The 17364-nt window shown below is 41.4% G+C and carries 13 protein-coding genes; 4 read left to right on the top strand and 9 right to left on the bottom strand.

Annotated features, from left to right (window positions below; translation table 11 throughout):
• Positions 1–74 precede the first annotated feature (74 nt).
• Positions 75–1223, bottom strand: coding sequence for an acyl-CoA dehydrogenase family protein (locus MTBBW1_RS15635; RefSeq protein WP_080804776.1), 1149 nt, complete (start codon positions 1221–1223; stop codon positions 75–77).
• 1165 nt (positions 1224–2388) lie between these two features.
• Here MTBBW1_RS15635 and MTBBW1_RS15630 point away from each other — a divergent pair.
• The 3 genes from MTBBW1_RS15630 (at position 2389) to MTBBW1_RS28450 (ending at position 7176) form a co-directional block, all read left to right on the top strand.
• Positions 2389–3048 carry a TetR/AcrR family transcriptional regulator gene (locus tag MTBBW1_RS15630; RefSeq protein ID WP_080804700.1) on the top strand — a complete coding sequence of 220 codons (660 nt, stop codon included), beginning with the start codon at positions 2389–2391 and terminating at the stop codon, positions 3046–3048.
• A 498-nt stretch (positions 3049–3546) separates the two neighbouring features.
• Entirely contained in the window at positions 3547–6882 is a 3336-nt protein-coding gene (icmF, locus tag MTBBW1_RS15625; protein WP_080804699.1) for a fused isobutyryl-CoA mutase/GTPase IcmF, read from the top strand.
• Positions 6883–7032: 150 nt separating this feature from the next.
• Complete coding sequence (locus MTBBW1_RS28450) at positions 7033–7176, top strand: hypothetical protein (protein WP_186441361.1); 144 nt, start codon at positions 7033–7035, stop codon at positions 7174–7176.
• Positions 7177–7370: 194 nt separating this feature from the next.
• Here the strand turns inward: MTBBW1_RS28450 and MTBBW1_RS15620 are convergent, their stop codons facing one another.
• Together MTBBW1_RS15620 and MTBBW1_RS15615 are read right to left on the bottom strand one after the other, a co-directional pair.
• Positions 7371–8084 carry a hypothetical protein gene (locus MTBBW1_RS15620; RefSeq protein ID WP_080804698.1) on the bottom strand — a complete coding sequence of 238 codons (714 nt, stop codon included), beginning with the start codon at positions 8082–8084 and terminating at the stop codon, positions 7371–7373.
• 89 nt (positions 8085–8173) lie between these two features.
• Positions 8174–9040, bottom strand: coding sequence for a class I SAM-dependent methyltransferase (locus MTBBW1_RS15615; RefSeq protein ID WP_080804697.1), 867 nt, complete (start codon positions 9038–9040; stop codon positions 8174–8176).
• A 248-nt stretch (positions 9041–9288) separates the two neighbouring features.
• Here MTBBW1_RS15615 and MTBBW1_RS15610 point away from each other — a divergent pair, with 248 nt between their 5' ends.
• A complete protein-coding gene (locus tag MTBBW1_RS15610) occupies positions 9289–9483 on the top strand; it encodes a hypothetical protein (protein ID WP_080804696.1) in 195 nt (64 codons plus the stop codon).
• Positions 9484–9586: 103 nt separating this feature from the next.
• Here MTBBW1_RS15610 and MTBBW1_RS15605 read toward each other — a convergent pair whose 3' ends face one another.
• The 6 genes from MTBBW1_RS15605 to MTBBW1_RS15585 form a co-directional block, all read right to left on the bottom strand.
• Positions 9587–10534: a BsuBI/PstI family type II restriction endonuclease gene (locus MTBBW1_RS15605; RefSeq protein ID WP_080804695.1), complete on the bottom strand. Its 948-nt coding sequence runs from the start codon at positions 10532–10534 to the stop codon at positions 9587–9589.
• Positions 10527–12017: an Eco57I restriction-modification methylase domain-containing protein gene (locus tag MTBBW1_RS15600; protein ID WP_222424073.1), complete on the bottom strand. Its 1491-nt coding sequence runs from the start codon at positions 12015–12017 to the stop codon at positions 10527–10529. Before MTBBW1_RS15600 ends, MTBBW1_RS15605 begins: the two co-directional genes overlap by 8 nt.
• Before the next feature lie 346 nt (positions 12018–12363).
• Positions 12364–14028: a TIGR04283 family arsenosugar biosynthesis glycosyltransferase gene (locus tag MTBBW1_RS15595; RefSeq protein ID WP_080804694.1), complete on the bottom strand. Its 1665-nt coding sequence runs from the start codon at positions 14026–14028 to the stop codon at positions 12364–12366.
• 16 nt (positions 14029–14044) lie between these two features.
• Positions 14045–14185 (bottom strand): hypothetical protein, encoded by a 141-nt coding sequence (locus tag MTBBW1_RS28445; protein WP_186441359.1) that lies wholly within the window; start codon positions 14183–14185, stop codon positions 14045–14047.
• 326 nt (positions 14186–14511) lie between these two features.
• Positions 14512–15969, bottom strand: a complete 1458-nt coding sequence (locus MTBBW1_RS15590; RefSeq protein WP_080804693.1) for a trimethylamine methyltransferase family protein — start codon at positions 15967–15969, stop codon at positions 14512–14514.
• A gap of 226 nt (positions 15970–16195) precedes the next feature.
• Positions 16196–17350 carry a TraB/GumN family protein gene (locus MTBBW1_RS15585; protein WP_080804770.1) on the bottom strand — a complete coding sequence of 385 codons (1155 nt, stop codon included), beginning with the start codon at positions 17348–17350 and terminating at the stop codon, positions 16196–16198.
• Positions 17351–17364: the final 14 nt, after the last annotated feature.

The raw sequence follows: 17364 nt of genomic DNA, 5'->3' as shown, positions 1-17364 counted from the left end.
CACAGTAAACGGTCATGGCTACCATCCAGCCACCCCCGAATATGAAAAATTGTATCCATTTCCACGGTCAAAGTCTAACAACCAATATATCTCGAAATGACGATCCTTTGCACCTCAGATGTGCCTTCTCCAATATCAAGAAGTTTCTGATCTCGGTAGAATCGCTCAACATTGTACTCCTTCATCAGGCCATAACCACCATGAATCTGAACCGCATGATTGGCAACACGCCCCATTAGTTCAGAGCAGTAGAGTTTTGCCATGGCAGCTTCCTTTTCAAATGGACGCTTTTCATTTCTGAGCCAGCATGCTTTATAGAGAAGATTTCTGGCACATTCTATTTCCATTGCACAATCCGCAAGTTTGAATGCAACAGCCTGAAATTTTGAGATGGGTTGGCCAAACTGCTTGCGCTCCTTTGCATATTTTAGTGCAAGATCATAAGCACCCTGGGCACCGCCAAGGCCCATGGAGCCTATGGAGAGCCTTCCGCCGTCAAGTGTTTTAAGCATCTGGTGAAATCCGTCACCCTGTTTTCCAAGGATATTCTCCTTTGGAACCCGTACATTGTCAAAATATAGCTCGGCTGTATTGGATGCCCGCCACATCATCTTTTTATGCATGGGAACAGCTTTAAATCCAGGGGTTCCCTTTTCAACAATAAAACAGGTATATTCAGGTTTTCCATTTGCACGGGTTCCTGTAATTGCCTGAACTGTTACTCCAAGTGTCATTTCGCATGCTGCATTTGTGATGAAAATCTTGGAGCCATTAATTATCCAATCATCTCCGTCAGGAACTGCTGTTGTCTTGCTTCCACCTGCATCTGAACCTGCTGTCGGTTCTGTAAGTCCAAATCCCCACAAGGCCTCCCCACGACAAAGTGGAGGCAGATATTTTTTCTTCTGCTCTTCAGAGCCAAAATAGTACAAAGGCCCAATGCCAAGTGAGTTTCCTGCGGCGATTGTTGCAGCCTGGGAACCGTCAATCCGCGCTATTTCTTCAACCGCGATAATATAGGAAAGGTAATCCATGGCCTGACCATCATACTTTTCAGAGACAAACATGCCAAAAAGACCAATATCACCCATTTTACGGGTTAAATCAGACGAAAATTGTTCATTTTCGTCCAATTCTCCTGCAATGGGTTCAATCTCTTTCAAGGCAAACTTTCTTACCTCCCTGCGGATCATCTCCTGCTCTTTTGTAAGGTCGAAATTCACCCTTTTCCTCCTCTGCTTATAGTGTGACAGGTTGCGGGGGGATATCCGTAAAATCACAACTATTCTTTCAAAGTTGATACCCCCATAATGGTTCTTCAAGTTTAAGCTGTCGTATGATCTTTTGAGCTTTGTCAATACTGTCTGAATCAGGATATCCAAGATTAAACGGTCATGGCCGGCATTCAGCCACCCCCGAATATGGAAAATTGTATCCATTTCCACGGTAAAAAGATAAGGAATTGATGGCATCCTTCATTTGCCGGCTTACACGTTTTAAATGCCAAAATAACCCAACCGTAGAGAGGCAATGCATTGCGTCTCTACTCCAGACAATAAGTGTAAACTACTTTACCGTGAAAATGACTATCATTTTGATAGTTGGGGATGATTGATACACAATCATGCCCGTTTAATCTGATATGAAGGATGGCGAATTGATTTTTAATAAGTTGCCCATTCATCTCACCCCCAGCCATCTCTTACAGGGTTGCGATGGGGAGCTTGGGTAAGTTAATTAAACCCAATTACTAAGGCAGGACTGTATATCCTGAACATCTTTATCCATCCTGGTTATCCTGATTCAGACAAATGCAATATCTGCTGAAAAAGCAATAAGATGTCGATTTTGAATTTTTTTATGAAATATGAACTTTTTGGGGAAATACAGGTATCCTTCATGCACTTCAGAAAAAACTTTACACTTTTCTCATGAAGATTTTTCCACTATTTGCTGATTGTATTTTGATTGTAATTTTTAAAAGCATAAAGAGAAAAATAAAGGGTGCCTGCAATACAAACCATTTTCCGAACGAGCGCTCAGTCTATTATTTTGGATACTATATTCTATAAAACTATTTTGTCAAATGTTTTTTTGTTTTCTATAAAAAAAGGGCATCATTCATTTCCCAAGAAACTACTTACCAGCTCCCTTTTTCTTAAATATGAGGAAGCCGATTTCGTAATCGGGGTAAGCTGAGGTCGTAATCGGGGGAAGCTGAAGTATCATCAGGGCATGTCAGTTTACTCATAATGCCTTGACAAAGGAATTATATTAGGTGTAAATGTCTATTTGACTGAGCGCTCGTTCAACATTGATAACCATATGAATGAATTTAAATTTCAGTTATGGCGACTGGAATAAAAGTGCACTGGAAACGAGGAGCCTGTGAAAAAAAAGACTGCTGAGTTAAAAAGTGAATTCAATTCTGAAGGAGTTCCCACCCAGATAAAGAATCCTGATCTTGTGAGGGAGAGACGCAGACAGATCGTGGATGCCACTGTTCATCTGTTTGTGGAGCATGGATATCATAAAACAACAACACGTATGATCGCTAAAGCTTCCGGATTCTCAATAGGTTCTCTTTATGAGTATGTCGGTTCCAAGGAAGATGTGCTCTATCTTGTCTGCGAAGCTATCCATTCCGAGGTGGAGAGTGCCGTGGAAGATGCCCTTGACGCATCTGAAAATGGCAAGGCCACCATTGCAGGCATAATACGCGAGTATTTTCATGTCTGTGATAAAATGAATGATCACGTTCTTCTCATGTATCAGGTTACCCAGTTTTTGCCGCTTCAGTGGAAAAGCAAAGTTCTTGAAAACGAGCTTCGCATTACCGATATATTTATACAGACCCTTTTGAAACTTTCCGGCAGGGGGGAATTTCCTGAATTTGATAAGAGAACCGCTTCTCTTGTGGGCCATAACATCTCTGTTCTTGGTCAGATGTGGGCATTCAGACGCTGGTACCTTGCAAGTCAATTTACCATTGATGAATATATTGAATATCAGACCCGTTTCATACTGGGACTTGTTTTTGAAAGTTGAATTTTGAAGACACTTCTCAACAAATCAATGTGATTTTTTTTATAACGGACATGGCGGATTACCGCCACAATCGAAGGGATGAAAGTCATTTTTAAAACAGTCTGTTAAGGAGACTTTCATATAAAACGGCCATGGCAGATCCATCTGTCACAACGAAGCATGAAAGTCCTATAGCTCCTTAAAAGACGGGGACTTTCTTATAAAAGATCATAGCGCTTCTTCAAGTTTAAACTGTCGGGTGACTTTTCAGGAATTTCAAAGGCTCAAGGCATTTTCCACCCGACAATCAAACCTTAAAAAAATAATAGTATAGGATTTTCCATTTTATCTTCTGCAAAAGCAGAGGGTTATGGGGAAACCCGCCCCAAGGGCGCTAAGTTCTTAATAAATATGGGTAAAATTTGAAAAATTTTTAGGTAAAGGCTTGTTTTTAAAAGACTTTCGCCTCTATGTGGATTATGGCGGTGATCCGCCATGTTATAATAAGGAGATATTTTCATGACGATGCCTGTACAGATTTACAAACCTCAAAACCGTATAAGGGTGGTTACTGCCACCTCTCTTTTTGACGGCCATGATGCATCCATTAATATTATGCGCAGAATCCTTCAGGATACCGGCGCTGAAGTGATTCACATAGGCCATAACCGTTCTGCCGGTGAAATTGTGGATGCAGCCATTGAAGAGGATGCCCAGGGAATTGCCGTATCAAGCTACCAGGGCGGTCATATGGAGTTCTTTAAATATATTGTGGATCTGCTCAGGGAGAAAAATGCTCCTGAAATAAGGGTTTTTGGCGGTGGTGGTGGGGTTATTATCCCTACTGAAATAAAAGAGCTTCATGAGTATGGCGTTGCCCGCATCTACTCCCCTGAAGATGGCGCCTCCATGGGGCTTCAGGGTATGATAAACGATATGATGGAGAGAATGGATTTTTCCACTGTGGAAAAGAGAGGCGCTGATTTTTCCAACTTAAGTATTGAGGATAAATACATAACAGCAAACTGCATCACAGCAGTACTTGAGGCAAAGGAGAGAAATGATTCATCACTGTCATCCATTATGGATATGCTTTCCGGCAAAAAAGGAGATCGGAAAATTCCGGTTATCGGCCTTACAGGAACAGGAGGAGCTGGTAAATCATCATTGACAGATGAACTTATCCTGAGATTTTTAAGGGATTTTCCCGATATTCACATTGCAATCATAAGCTGTGACCCTTCCCGCCGAAAGACAGGAGGAGCTCTTCTTGGTGACCGCATCAGGATGAACTCCATTGAGACTGGCCGTGTTTACATGCGCTCCCTTGCCACAAGGGAATCTCAATCAGAGCTTCCTGCATCTCTGCCAGAAGCCATTGATGTTGTCAAGGCTGCCGGTTATGATCTTGTAATTGCAGAGACAGCAGGTATTGGCCAGGGTGATTCCCGTATCATTGATCTTGTGGATCTTTCAATATATGTTATGACAGCAGAATTTGGTGCTCCATCCCAGCTTGAAAAGATTGATATGCTTGATTATGCCGATATTGTGGTGCTAAACAAGTTTGAAAAACGAGGCAGTGAAGATGCTTTAAGGGATGTCAGAAAACAGGTGCAGCGTAACCGCAAAGCATGGGATACCCCACCTGACAAAATGCCGGTTTATGGAACAATTGCATCAAAATTCAATGATGACGGTGTAACAGCTTTTTATCACGGCCTAATAGATATGCTCAACAGCAATGCAGGGTGCGCTTTTGAAACCGCCATTCCAAGATCTGACATAAGAGCATCAAGTTCAAAGACCATAATCATTCCACCGGAGCGAGTCCGTTATCTTGCAGAAATTGCTGATACTGTACGCAATTATCACCAGACCACCCAGGCACAAGCCGAGGCATTAAGACAACTTTGGCACCTTGAGGTCTCAAGGGATATTATTGAACACTCATCAGGCGATAGAGATAGCCAATCCTGCGAAACTGCATCCACATCAGCATCATCCTCCTCTGCTTCTGTTTCATCCCACAATATCCTTGACCGGCTCAAAGATGCCATTGCAGAAGCACAGAAGAGTATTGACAAAGAGACAAGGGAGACAATTGATCAGTGGGAAAATCTGAAATCCTCGTATTCCGGTGACGAACTTGTCTATAATGTAAGGGACAAAGAGATTCGGGTGCCTCTTCACACTAAATCCTTAAGCCATTCAAAGATTCCCAAAGTTTGTATTCCAGGATACAGTGATCCCGGAGAACTCTACAAATGGATGAGAAAAGAGAATGTTCCAGGGCGTTTCCCATACACTGCAGGAGTTTTTCCACTTAAACGAACCGATGAGGATCCCACAAGAATGTTTGCCGGAGAAGGCGGTCCTGCTGATACCAACAAGCGTTTTAAAATGCTCTCTGGTTCATATCCGGCCAAGCGCCTTTCAACTGCATTTGACTCTGTGACACTTTATGGATGCGATCCTGATATCCGGCCTGACATCTATGGAAAAATCGGCAATTCAGGAGTCAGCATCTGTACCCTTGATGACGTAAAGGTTCTTTACGGCGGCTTTGATCTTTGTGCTTCCAACACATCGGTATCCATGACCATAAACGGGCCTGCACCCATAATGCTTGCCATGTTCATGAATACAGCAATATCCCAGCAGGTGGAGCGTTTCAAAGATGAACATGGAAAAGAGCCACGGGAAGATGAACTTGCCACCATAAGGCAAAAGGCACTGTCAAGTGTCAGGGGTACTGTACAGGCAGATATTTTAAAAGAGGATCAGGGTCAGAACACCTGTATCTTCTCCATAGAGTTTGCCCTGAAAATGATGGGAGACATTCAGCAGTTTTTCATCAATAACGCCATCCGCAATTTTTATTCAGTATCTATTTCTGGCTATCATATTGCCGAGGCCGGTGCAAATCCAATAACCCAGCTTGCGTTGACACTGGCCAATGGTTTTACCTATGTGGAGTATTATCTTTCACGGGGAATGGATATTGACAGCTTTGCTCCTTCTCTCTCCTTTTTCTTCTCAAACGGAATGGATCCGGAATACACCGTAATAGGAAGGGTTGCCAGAAGAATATGGGCTGTGGCCATGAAGTACCTCTACAAGGGAAATGGACAATCCCAGAGACTTAAATATCATATACAAACTTCGGGCAGATCCCTTCACAGCAGGGAGATACAGTTCAATGATATCCGCACAACCCTCCAGGCTCTCTGTGCTGTGTATGACAATTGCAACAGTCTTCATACAAATGCATTTGATGAAGCCATCACAACTCCATCTGAAGAGTCTGTAAGACGAGCCCTTGCAATTCAGCTTATTATCAATAGAGAGTGGGGCCTTGCCAAAAATGAAAATACCCTTCAGGGAAGTTTCATTGTGGATGAACTAACAGACCTTGTTGAGGAGGCAGTGCTTGTGGAGTTTGAAAGAATCACCGAAAGGGGCGGTGTTCTGGGCGCCATGGAGTCAGGATACCAGAGAAGCAGAATACAAGAAGAGTCAATGTATTATGAACACCTGAAGCACTCCGGCCAATATCCCATAATAGGAGTCAACACCTTTGAGGATCCAAATGCAGACTATGAGGAGATGATGTCCTGCCTTGAGCTTTCCCGCTCAACCGAGGAGCAGAAAAACGAGCAGCTCAGAAGGCTTTCAAATTTTAATGAAAAACATGAAACCGTTTCAGAAAAGGCATTGAGAAAGCTTCAGGAGACAGCGTTACAAGGTGGCAACATGTTTGAAGAGCTTATGAGTACAGTTCAACACTGCTCCCTTGGAAGCATTACCCAGGCTCTTTATGATGTGGGTGGGCGTTATCGAAGGAATATGTGATGGAGACAATGCTGCTTGAGAGTTGAGTTATTTTTTTTGTGTATTGCCATTGACAAAAGTTTGATGTGCCTTACTTTGTTTTCAAATGGCCAGTAGTTAAAGGCAAAATAAATAATAACACTTTTTAGTGAAAAACATATGAGGTGAACTATGAGCGAGAACAGAATTGAAAATCACATTGAGTCAGAGCTTGAGAGAGAAGAAGGTCATGTAGATACCAGACACCACAATTTTGAATGTGAAAACCCGGATAAAAATCTTGGATGCGATCTTGGTATTGATGTTGCAGGATAAAACAAGTTAAACGCACATGGCAGACACAGTGCTTCTTCAAGTTTAAACTGTCGGGAGACTTTTAAGGCTTTTCAAAGGTTAAAGGCATTTTCTACCCCACAATCAAACCTTGAAAGAACACTCAGATACCATAACAAAAAAGTAATTTTAATACCATAAGGGGAGAAGCATGATTTACTGCTTCTCCCCTGTTTTTATTTTTTAAGACCTGTCAATACCCCATGACACCGGCATGCAGTAGTAATAACAAGTTTCCCCTTAACGTTCTGAACCTTTTTCAAAAGTTCAAAAAGGGTTTTAGGACGAAAACCTCCGATCCCCGGGCCAAGTTGCCTGCTTTGAATTACAAAATTATGGAACCCTTCAATTTTTGTCTCTGCAATTAGGTTATGCATATCCTGTTTTCGTGGTTTTCCTGTTACGGTACAAAATTTATCAGGCTCATTACAACTGGAAGGACAATAAAAATCGGCATGACTGACATACATATCCCCATTTGCACCCCGCATGGTGTTTGGCAGCATGCAGTCCACTTCCGAAGGCAGCTCACAGGAAGATATGGTATTTGGTTCAATCATAGCCTGACACCATCTTGCAGCAAGATGGACAGGCAGAGCAGGTATAATCCAGTCAGGGGCATAATCTTCATAAACTTTACGACCATTGATAGTATCATCAGAATCTATCCTGGCAGGGGGTTGACCATCAGGTTTAAGATACTCCTTTAAAAAAGTGACCCCATCCATACGGATAAACTCAACTTTTTTTTCTATACCTTCTGCATGAAGAAAAGAGCCTGGTTCAACCATATCGACCATAACAAGCTTTTTAACAGCCGAATTACCTGAAAGTCCCTGTAAAGCGTGCTTTCCAAATTTTCCTGCACCAATTATCCATATGATTTCCATGATTTGAGCCAACCTTTACCGTAAAAATCCCTTATCATTTTCATGATCAGGTGTTGCCGGAGTCTGTCCATGAAGGTTTAACTCAATAATCAAGCCACCTGCCACAACATCACCCCCTGGCATATGGTCTGCTTCTGCCTGAACATGCCATCAACTGAATGGCTCTGAACATAATCAGCCAAATTTTCACGCGCCTCCGTAGTTATCTCTGTTGCACCTTCCACAAAAAAAAGAATATTCTGGATTGCATCCTCTATGGACTCTTCCCTGTCATGTGACCAGACATTAAATGCCACCCGTGGGCGATATCCAAGTGAATAGACATATGTAAAAGGATAGATAAAATCCCATGAAGATGATTCAAGCTCTTCCCCTGTTATCTCTTTCCACATATCATTGTAACAGCTTCGCCATCCTCCACCGGAAAAGGTACTCAGATAACAAAACCCCCTTGAAGCTTTCATAGCCTTATCCAGGGTTTCAGGATCTCTCACCCCGGGACTCATGGAGGCAAACACAAGATCAAAGTGCCCAATCATATCCTCTTTTTCCACATTAACATCCTGCCAGGCTCTCTGGTCGATCTTGATCTGAACCGGTGAAATATTCTTTGCAGCCATCTTTTTTTTCAACACATCAACCATACCGGCAGAAGGCTCAAGTGCTGTGACATAAGCACCTGCTTCCACCATTGGAATTGCCCAGTTACCAGGCCCTGCACCAATATCAAGAACCCTGCTTCCGGATTTCAAGGCACCTGCACTGAAAAGCATAGAAAAGATATCTTCCTTACGACGGATGGCCTCTGGAGATGATGTACGTTTCGCAAAACTGTCAGCACGTTTGTCCCAGCGTTTTACATTTTCTGTGCAGCTCTTTTCTTCAGAGGCATTGTCAATTGCATTGTGCCACAAGTCTTTCCAAAATTTCTGGTTTTTCAATGGAAACAATTTCATACTTTCTCCTGATATATTTAAATCCGACACCTATTACATTTGATTTGGTTGTTTTTTTTATACTCAAAGCCGACACCTATGATCTTTTGAGCCTTGTCAAAATTGTCTGAATCAGGATGTCCAAGATTAACAAGATAAGGCAGGATTATTTATCCTGAGCATCCTTTTCATCCTGGTTATCCTGATTCAGACAAATTCAATAATTGATCAAAAAGCAATAAGGTGTCGATTTTGAGTTTATAACGTACATGGCGAATTCTCGCCACAATCTAAATGATGAAAGTCTTTATAACGGCCATGGCGGCATTACCGCCACAATCGAATGGATGAAAATCCCCAAACTACGGGGACTTTCATATAAAATGTACATGGCGGATACCTGCCACAATCTAAGGAGTGAAAGTCGTTTTTTAAAACAGGCTGTTACAGAGACTTTCATATAACGTACATGGCGGATAGCCGCCACAATCGAAGAGATGAAAGTCGTTTTAAAAACAGCCACTTACTGAGACTTTCATATAAAAAAACAAGCGATTGTGGAGATTTTCACATAAAAGGTCCGAGAAATCGTTCTCCATCAAAGTGAATTAAATGAGATGGTGCATCAGCAACCCACACTTCAGTTTCCCATGCAATATCTGTAAGGTAGCGAGCCATTACCCTACGGTTAGGAAAAGCCGTTACATAAACGAGCCCAATTTTTGCACCCGAAAACAGTTGTGTCAGCTCTGAATGCCTTTTCCCGTCAACCGGCCCATGACTTGTTACAGATTCGATTAAGAGCAGCCAGTTTTTTTTAGTGTAGTGTAATACAACATCTGGCATTTTACCATGGGAATCAATATCTACACCTAACCCAGAAAGTAGCGCAGCATCAAAATAAGCCCATTTATCTCCTGTGTCACCTACATAAAGCAATAGACACCCAGGTGCAAAACGCGGTGAGAATTCTTCTATAATGGCTCGTATCAGTTCACTATGTTCACCAGGGCTAAGAGTAATTTTTTCTCCATGTCTGATTTGAACAGGAACACGGTTTTTTTCTCGCTCCTTAGCATAGCGAGAAGCAATCGTTTCGCGTTGGGATAAATAATTCGTCAAATTATCATGCCATTCATTTGTATAAAAACTACGTAATAATGTTAATGCAGCAGGTTCAATTTGATAGACTGCCTTGGGACTGTTAACTGATCGATCAGGTTGATCTGGATTGTATAGAACAATTCCTGCATCCATAAATTGGTGCATTGTTTGGCGCCGTATTGTCTCCCGTGTGTTAGGTGCATAATCTTTTTGATAATGTTGACGTATCCAATCCATGATTGGGGTGATGCCAATTAAGTGATTATCAGCCTCTGCCCATGTTTTGTCTGGTGTAAGATTAAGCAAAGCCAACAAAGACAAAGCGGAACGCTCATTCTGCTGTGCCCGAGGGAGTCCAAGCGAAATGATAATTTTAAGTGCTGATTTTACGTGATCATTTATTTCACTCATTAAATAATATCTCCAATTTATCATCAATCATCTTTTGAGTGAGTTCGCCCTTAGCTATTGCCCACTCTCCAAAATTGATTAAAGTAGCACGATCAGGATATTTCATTCGCTTAAGATCTGTCGCATTAACTTGAGTATGCCCGTTAAATGTTCGGAAATAGTCATCAACAGCGGTTGTGTTTAAAAACAAAGCTATTCCAAAGGCTAACTCTTTTGGTAAGCTTTTTTTGCCGGCATGAAAAACATTGAGGTGATTCTCGAATCCCAGTGCAGATGCATCAGGAAATTTAGAAGGGTCAACAACTTTTGCGACAACACGACGTTTTTCTTCTTTTGATGAAAAACGGCGCACAACACAGTAAAAACCATTTGGATATAGCCATTTTTCTGTATCTTGATTGCGTTTAATAGCATTTGGTTTTTTGATATCCTGTTTAGGCCATTCACAACCATTATTTATGAAATGAATTGGATATAGTAGAGGAACACTACTTGATTCAGGCATCTTACATAGATGCTCTTTGACTCGAAAATCTACCACCGGACCAGTGGAAACATTGATTTTTATATCCGATAATGTATTGCTGATTGAAGGAGATAGATCAAGAGCATTTATTTCGGACGATGTTGGAACATGGATATATTGTTCTTTATCTTCTGGAAATACTATACGCTCAAATGGATATTCCTGGATGCTCAAATCCTTAAAACTATCATCTGTTGATGTTGAAATAATAACTGTTCCCTGCTTACCAGCACGTTCAAGGCGAATTATAATATTTTCCTGTAGCACGTCATCATCCTTGAATGCTTTATTCCGTGACTTAAACAAATGTATGTGTTTAATGGCAGCATGCCTCATCATGAATTTACGAAATGGACGGTAATATAATCCATTACAAAAGCTTCTCGGTATAATTCCAACAAGTTGCCCTTGATCATCAAGTAATGACAATGACAAAGCAACAAAAGCAGAATACAAATTTACTGTTTCAATACCGACTTCCCTTAATGCAGCACGATGTACAGATTTGCTTTGTATTTTCTTATAAGGAGGATTTAAAATGGCATGGGTATATTTTGGTATTTTATCAGCAAAAAGACCTCCAGAAAGATAATCTGAGGCAACTTGAATAAAATCAGTACTTCGGATAATCAGATCAAAACCAGGGCATTCATTATACCTACTTAACGTTTGAGCCAAATGAGATTTCAAAGAGGTATCTATTTCATAAGCATCAAGTTTTACACATTGAAAATTTAAACCACCAGATACCCATCGCTCAAGAAAAGCATCCGAAAGCGAGCCAATACCTGCACCAGCATCTAACAGATGACAAATACTTTTTTCATTATTAGCAAACATCTCTGCCATGAATTTAGATATTGATGCTGATGTAAAAAATTGACCAAGCTGCGACTTTTTTTTAGCACCTATATTTCTTGATACAGCCAATCTTATTTGTTCAATTTCTGATGCCAAATATATAGTCCTCCTCTACTATTGTTTCTTCAAGTTTAAATCATCGGGTGATTATTTAAGACATTTCAAATCTTCAAAGCTTTTTATACCCGTCAATCAAACCTTGCAAAAACACTATGTCCTAATAGTGTTTGAGTGTAACCAAAATCAAGCGGCTATCTTTTACTCTTTTACCGTGAAAATGGCTATTATTTTTATATTTGGGGGTGATTGATACGCAATCAATCATGCCTGTTTACTATGTATTCAGTGTAGGGTAATCATCAGCAGACAAAATATTTAATCAAATACTTATTTTATCTGTAATTACAAAACATTTTTAAAATGATCGAAAAGTAGATATTACTTACCGTGTGTACAGTTTAGCAAAACGATCAGGGGAGAAACCCATTAATATTCCTGCAACTATCACAAGGTTAACAACTGTTGTACGCAAAATACCAATCCGGTTCCATCGCCTTGCTGAGGTAGTGACAGACTCTCTGAGAATAGCAAATCTTCCTCTCTTTTTAATCTTTTGAACCATAATTAAATCCTCGGCAATGGGAGTTAGAGGAAAACCATCTTCTTTTCTGAAACAAGAGCTTCTGAAAAAAAGAGCCTGATCACCATAGGGAAGCTTAAATAAACGGCTTCGCAGATTAACACCAAATTCAACAATGTTCATAACTTTATGGCTGGAGCTTGTCTTAAAAGAAAAAGCCCCTGCCACACATTTTTTATCAAGAAATGCAGCAAAAAGAGGCACAACATAGTCGGAGGGAAGCTGTGTGTCCGCGTGTAGAAAAACAAGAATTTTTCCACGTGCAACATCAGCTCCCCTATTTTGCTGGTTTGCCCTTCCCCCTGAAGCTGTTAAAACCTTGGCGCCACATTTTTTTGCAACTTCCACAGTGTCATCAAAGCTTCCGCCATCAACTACTATGATCTCGGTGTTGATATTTTTTGCAGACTCAATGGCAGAGGCAATTCGGGATTCTTCGTTAAGAGCAGGAATAATAACTGAAATCAATGGTTTTTGCCAGTTTTGATTACATTTTAAACCCATGGTAATAATATTATCTTTTTTAAAAGCGTATTTTTTATCCCAACTTTTTTGTTGAAAGAGTTCTTGTTGCGAGACATCATGCTGCAAAACATCCTGCTGCAAAACATCCTGCTGTAAGACATCCTGCTGTGAAACATCCTGCTGTGAAACATCCTGCTGTAAGACATCCTGCTGTGAAACATCCTGCTGAAAGCCTTCCTTTTGTAAAGTCTCCTGTTGCAAGCCTTCAGGCTCCTTCTTTAAGTCTTCAACTTCTTTATTAGCAGTTAAAAAAAGATCACAAGGGCGATCAATATCCCTAAGAGTCTCAAGAAAAAATAGATTGAGGTTCAATTTGTAGGCAACCTCAAGGGTTCTGGAAAAAACGGTATCTTCTCCCCATGGGATATTGCTGAATAGATTATATGGCCGGGACATACCCACAAGCCAGTAGCCGCCATCTTGGGCAGGCCCAAGAACAATATCATACTGCTTAAGTGCATCAAAAGCTTCACAAAGGTGGTGAACCGATAGATCCGGCAAATCAGTTCCTATAAGGACAACTCTTTGAGCTCCGAGTTTGAAAGCTTCGGAAAAAGCACTGAACATTTTAGCCCCAAGATCTCCGAAAGCCTGTTGGTGAAAGTCAATCCCCTCACCAAGCCATTGTCTGTATTGCAAAGAAGTTCCACCAAAATGGTAAAACTTAATGCCTAAAGATTGACGTTGGCCATCAAATTGCGTTTGACGATTGTACTTATTCTCAAACATGCGAACAGTAGCAACTGTTTTTTCTGTAAGGATTCGGTGGCACTCTGCTGCGCCTGTACTTCCCAGGGCAGGAATCAGGCGGGTTTTGGTTTTTCCAGGAATGGGATAACGACCAAAAATAACAAGATAGTCCTGACGACGAGGTTCACAATGAAAAATCTTTCGGATATTCCAGCAAAAATTTTTGTTTTTATGAATTTTTTGAAAGAGCATCAATCTTCGTACATTTCTATATCAGGATAAAGTTTTTTTGCACAATCAGGACAAATGCCATGTTTCCGCTTTCTTTCTCATCTTCAAGGGTAATATAAAGCGATGAAGCAAGAGTTATAAGCCATATCAAAGCGGTAATTCGTGCTATTTTTGACATCCTTCATATCATCCCAAAAGTAGTTTACACTTTTTTGATGGAAATTCCCGATAAATGGACATGTATCCCAGAAAGTGTAAACCTGTAAATGAAGCATGCCCTATTTTTTTTATTTTCATTGGTTCCTTGCCAATTTCTGAAAAATTTGAACCATGATTAAAGGATTTAACAGACATGATTGACTACGTATCAATCATCCCCAAATACAAAAATGATAGTCATTTTCAAGGTAAAGGATTAACATGTTGAAAAATCAGGATAATCCCTTAATCATGAAAATCATGGTTCAAAAAATGTAATTGATAAATGAAATATGGCAAGAAATCTTATTTATCCTTCATGAGGGCTTTTTCTCCCTCTGATCTTATTCTTTCAATCTCTGATATTTCATGATCTCCAAGGGGAACCGGTTTATGGTTTGCCATAAGGTGATTAATTTTTTCCCTGACCCTGTGGTTGATGTCTGGTTTTCCCTTGCTTACCCAGTTATGAAGATGACTTCGATCCATTATAGTGGGAAACCATGTCTCTTTACGGAAATGCCTGAAAGTATGAACTTCCGGAATAAAGTTACCACCAGGGCCTACTTTGTCTATTACTTCTGTGGCAAGTGTTTCAGCGTTAATTGTTATACCTTTGAGAAAATGACGAGTCATTCCGCAAATTTCGTCACCCATCACAAGCATTTCCGGAGAGCACACCATGCCGGCACCAAGATATCCAACATCATGAATGAGATTGAGTCCTGCAAGTCCCTGGGCAAGTATGCCAAATGCACTTTCAGCACCGGCCTGTCCATCAACTATCATGGAATCCGAAGCTCCTGCAAGTCCCCAGGTTGGAAGTCCAAGCCTTTGCCCCATCTGAGCCTGTGCTGCAAGGCACATGCTGACCTCCGGAGATGCCACTGCACTTACCGATGTTTTCATATCAAATGTTCCAAAATTACCACTCAGGAATGTGGGGGAACCAGGTTTATAAAGCTGGAGCACAACAAGACTCATCAATGCTTCGGAAAGCCACAGCACCACACCTCCTGCAAGGGTAACAGGACTTGTTGCCCCCATGAGCTGGGATGTACCTGGGCACTGTGGAAGCCCCCAGTCTGCTGCCAAAAGAGATCGGCTCACAACTTCATCAGGATAGAAAAGTGGGGTTATGGGTTCCGGGTATGCCATCAAAAAAGGCTTTTCTCTCAAAGCATCCTTTCCGCCCACACATGCTGCTGCCATGGACTGGATATAAAATGAATCCTTAACACTTTCGCTTAAAAACATAACAGGCATTGTTGTATTTTTAACACATGCTTCAAAATCATACAGAAAAGATGCATCCTGGGGGGTGTCCTGTGTTGTACCAAATGGCATTACCCAGTCAATGTTTGGAAGGGCATCTGAAAGGTGAGCACCGATTTCAAGATCTCTGTATGTAGTTGGTCTTATCTCACCGGTTTCATAATCTCTGGTGTGGGGAGAGCCTGTGGAACATCCATAATAGCTGTTCCGGCCACTCAGATCAAGGGCAGGATTACCAAGACGGTCATAAACTGTAAAACCTTTGGGTGCTGTTTCTATACACTGTTCAATTACTTCACGGGGGACACGAATCCGGTCTCCTTCGATTTTGCAACCGGATTTTTGGCATAGTGCAACAGCATCTTTATGTGTCATCTTGAAACCTGTTTTTTCAAGCACTGTAATTGCTGCCTCATAAACCTGATCCAGTTCATTTTCATTCAGAATTTTCAAGCAGACAGAGGGGTTGATAAGTTCCGGTCTTTCCATATTTTTTTCCTTTACCGTGAAAATGACTCCTGTTTTTTATATTTGTGGGGGTGAGTGATACGTAATCAATCATGCCCGTTTAGCATAAAAATTAATTTTGTTTTTACCGTGGGAATGGATACAAATTTCCATATTCGGGGGTGGCTGGATGGCAGCCATGACCGTTTACCGTGGAAATGGATACAATTTCCATGGTCGGGGGTGGCTGATCATCAGCCATGATCGTTTACTGCATAACCTTGAGCATCAAGGGAATAGCTGTCATTGTACCTATTGTGCTTCCAAGATTGGTAAATACCACAACCAGCAAAATTCTTGTTACATTATTACGCCAAAAGCCTCTGACAGAGAGAATATCCACTGGAATGGCCTCAAGATCTCTAACTTTTGGTTTTCTGAATATGGCCTCCACAAGCCCTGATACCCAGCCTGCTGCAATCATAGGATTCAGGGAGGTCAAAGGCGCTGCCACAATGGATGATATTATTGTATAGGGATGTGCCAAGGCAATCAAGGCTCCAAGGCCTGCAAAAAAGCCATTGGCCCCTATCCACAGCCAGATCATGTCAGCTCCGGCATCCTTTCCCTTCATGAAAAAACCTGCAACAAAAAGCACAAGAATCAATGTGGGTATTGCCCATTTCAGCATCTTTCCAAGATTCCCTCCTGGCGGAAGAGCATCAAGTTCCGAAGTAGATATCTCTTTTTCAGATGCCATGTATCTCTTTATTCCTGCAAGATGTCCTGCCCCAACAACTGCAACAATGGTATTGCCCGGGGCATTTCTTATCTTAGCGGAAAGATATTGATCCCGTTCATCTATAAGTACCTTCTCCATTATGGGATGGGATTTTTTCACATCTGCAAGAAGGGTCTGGAGTATATCCTCCTTCTTCATCTCCTCTATGTCCTCTTCTGTAATCTCTTCGGAACTTCCAACAGACATGAGCAACTGAAACATCAGTTTAAGCTTCTCCCAAAGCCCCATACTGCGCCAGACCCTTGCAAGTGTTGTCTGGATTTCACGATCTGCCGGCACAACTGCTGCCCCCTCCTCCTCGGCAGCCTCAATGGCATTGATCATCTCCTGGCCAGGCTTTATGTCAAACTTTTCTGCAATTTTTTTCTGAAAAGCAGCAAGCATGAGATTGATCAGAAGCAGCATTGCCTTTTTCTCTTTAATGATCTTTACAATATCCATATTACGCCAACTGTCGGTGTCTTTAATGGATTTCATGCGGGATGCGCAAAGCTCGACACATACGGTATCGGGCTTCTGGTGATGGATTATATCCTTGACAAGACGGGCACTGTCCTTTGAGACATGTGCAGTTCCGACAAGAGTGATATTTTTGCCGTCAACAACAAGTGTCTCCACCATTTTATCTCCATTCC

This window comes from Desulfamplus magnetovallimortis (assembly GCF_900170035.1).
Taxonomy (GTDB): Bacteria; Desulfobacterota; Desulfobacteria; order Desulfobacterales; family Desulfobacteraceae; genus Desulfamplus; species Desulfamplus magnetovallimortis.
This window is presented reverse-complemented; position numbering and strand designations above follow the sequence as displayed.

What these genes read in the sequence shown, in the direction of transcription:
- MTBBW1_RS15610 (WP_080804696.1), top strand. Translation starts at nt 9,289, where the DNA reads ATGGCGAATTCTCGCCACAATCTAAATGATGAAAGTCTTTATAACGGC.
- MTBBW1_RS15595 (WP_080804694.1), bottom strand. Translation starts at nt 14,028, where the DNA reads ATGCTCTTTCAAAAAATTCATAAAAACAAAAATTTTTGCTGGAATATC.
- MTBBW1_RS15605 (WP_080804695.1), bottom strand. Translation starts at nt 10,534, where the DNA reads ATGAGTGAAATAAATGATCACGTAAAATCAGCACTTAAAATTATCATT.
- icmF (WP_080804699.1), top strand. Translation starts at nt 3,547, where the DNA reads ATGACGATGCCTGTACAGATTTACAAACCTCAAAACCGTATAAGGGTG.
- MTBBW1_RS15585 (WP_080804770.1), bottom strand. Translation starts at nt 17,350, where the DNA reads ATGGTGGAGACACTTGTTGTTGACGGCAAAAATATCACTCTTGTCGGA.
- MTBBW1_RS28450 (WP_186441361.1), top strand. Translation starts at nt 7,033, where the DNA reads ATGAGCGAGAACAGAATTGAAAATCACATTGAGTCAGAGCTTGAGAGA.
- MTBBW1_RS28445 (WP_186441359.1), bottom strand. Translation starts at nt 14,185, where the DNA reads ATGTCAAAAATAGCACGAATTACCGCTTTGATATGGCTTATAACTCTT.
- MTBBW1_RS15615 (WP_080804697.1), bottom strand. Translation starts at nt 9,040, where the DNA reads ATGAAATTGTTTCCATTGAAAAACCAGAAATTTTGGAAAGACTTGTGG.
- MTBBW1_RS15590 (WP_080804693.1), bottom strand. Translation starts at nt 15,969, where the DNA reads ATGGAAAGACCGGAACTTATCAACCCCTCTGTCTGCTTGAAAATTCTG.
- MTBBW1_RS15620 (WP_080804698.1), bottom strand. Translation starts at nt 8,084, where the DNA reads ATGGAAATCATATGGATAATTGGTGCAGGAAAATTTGGAAAGCACGCT.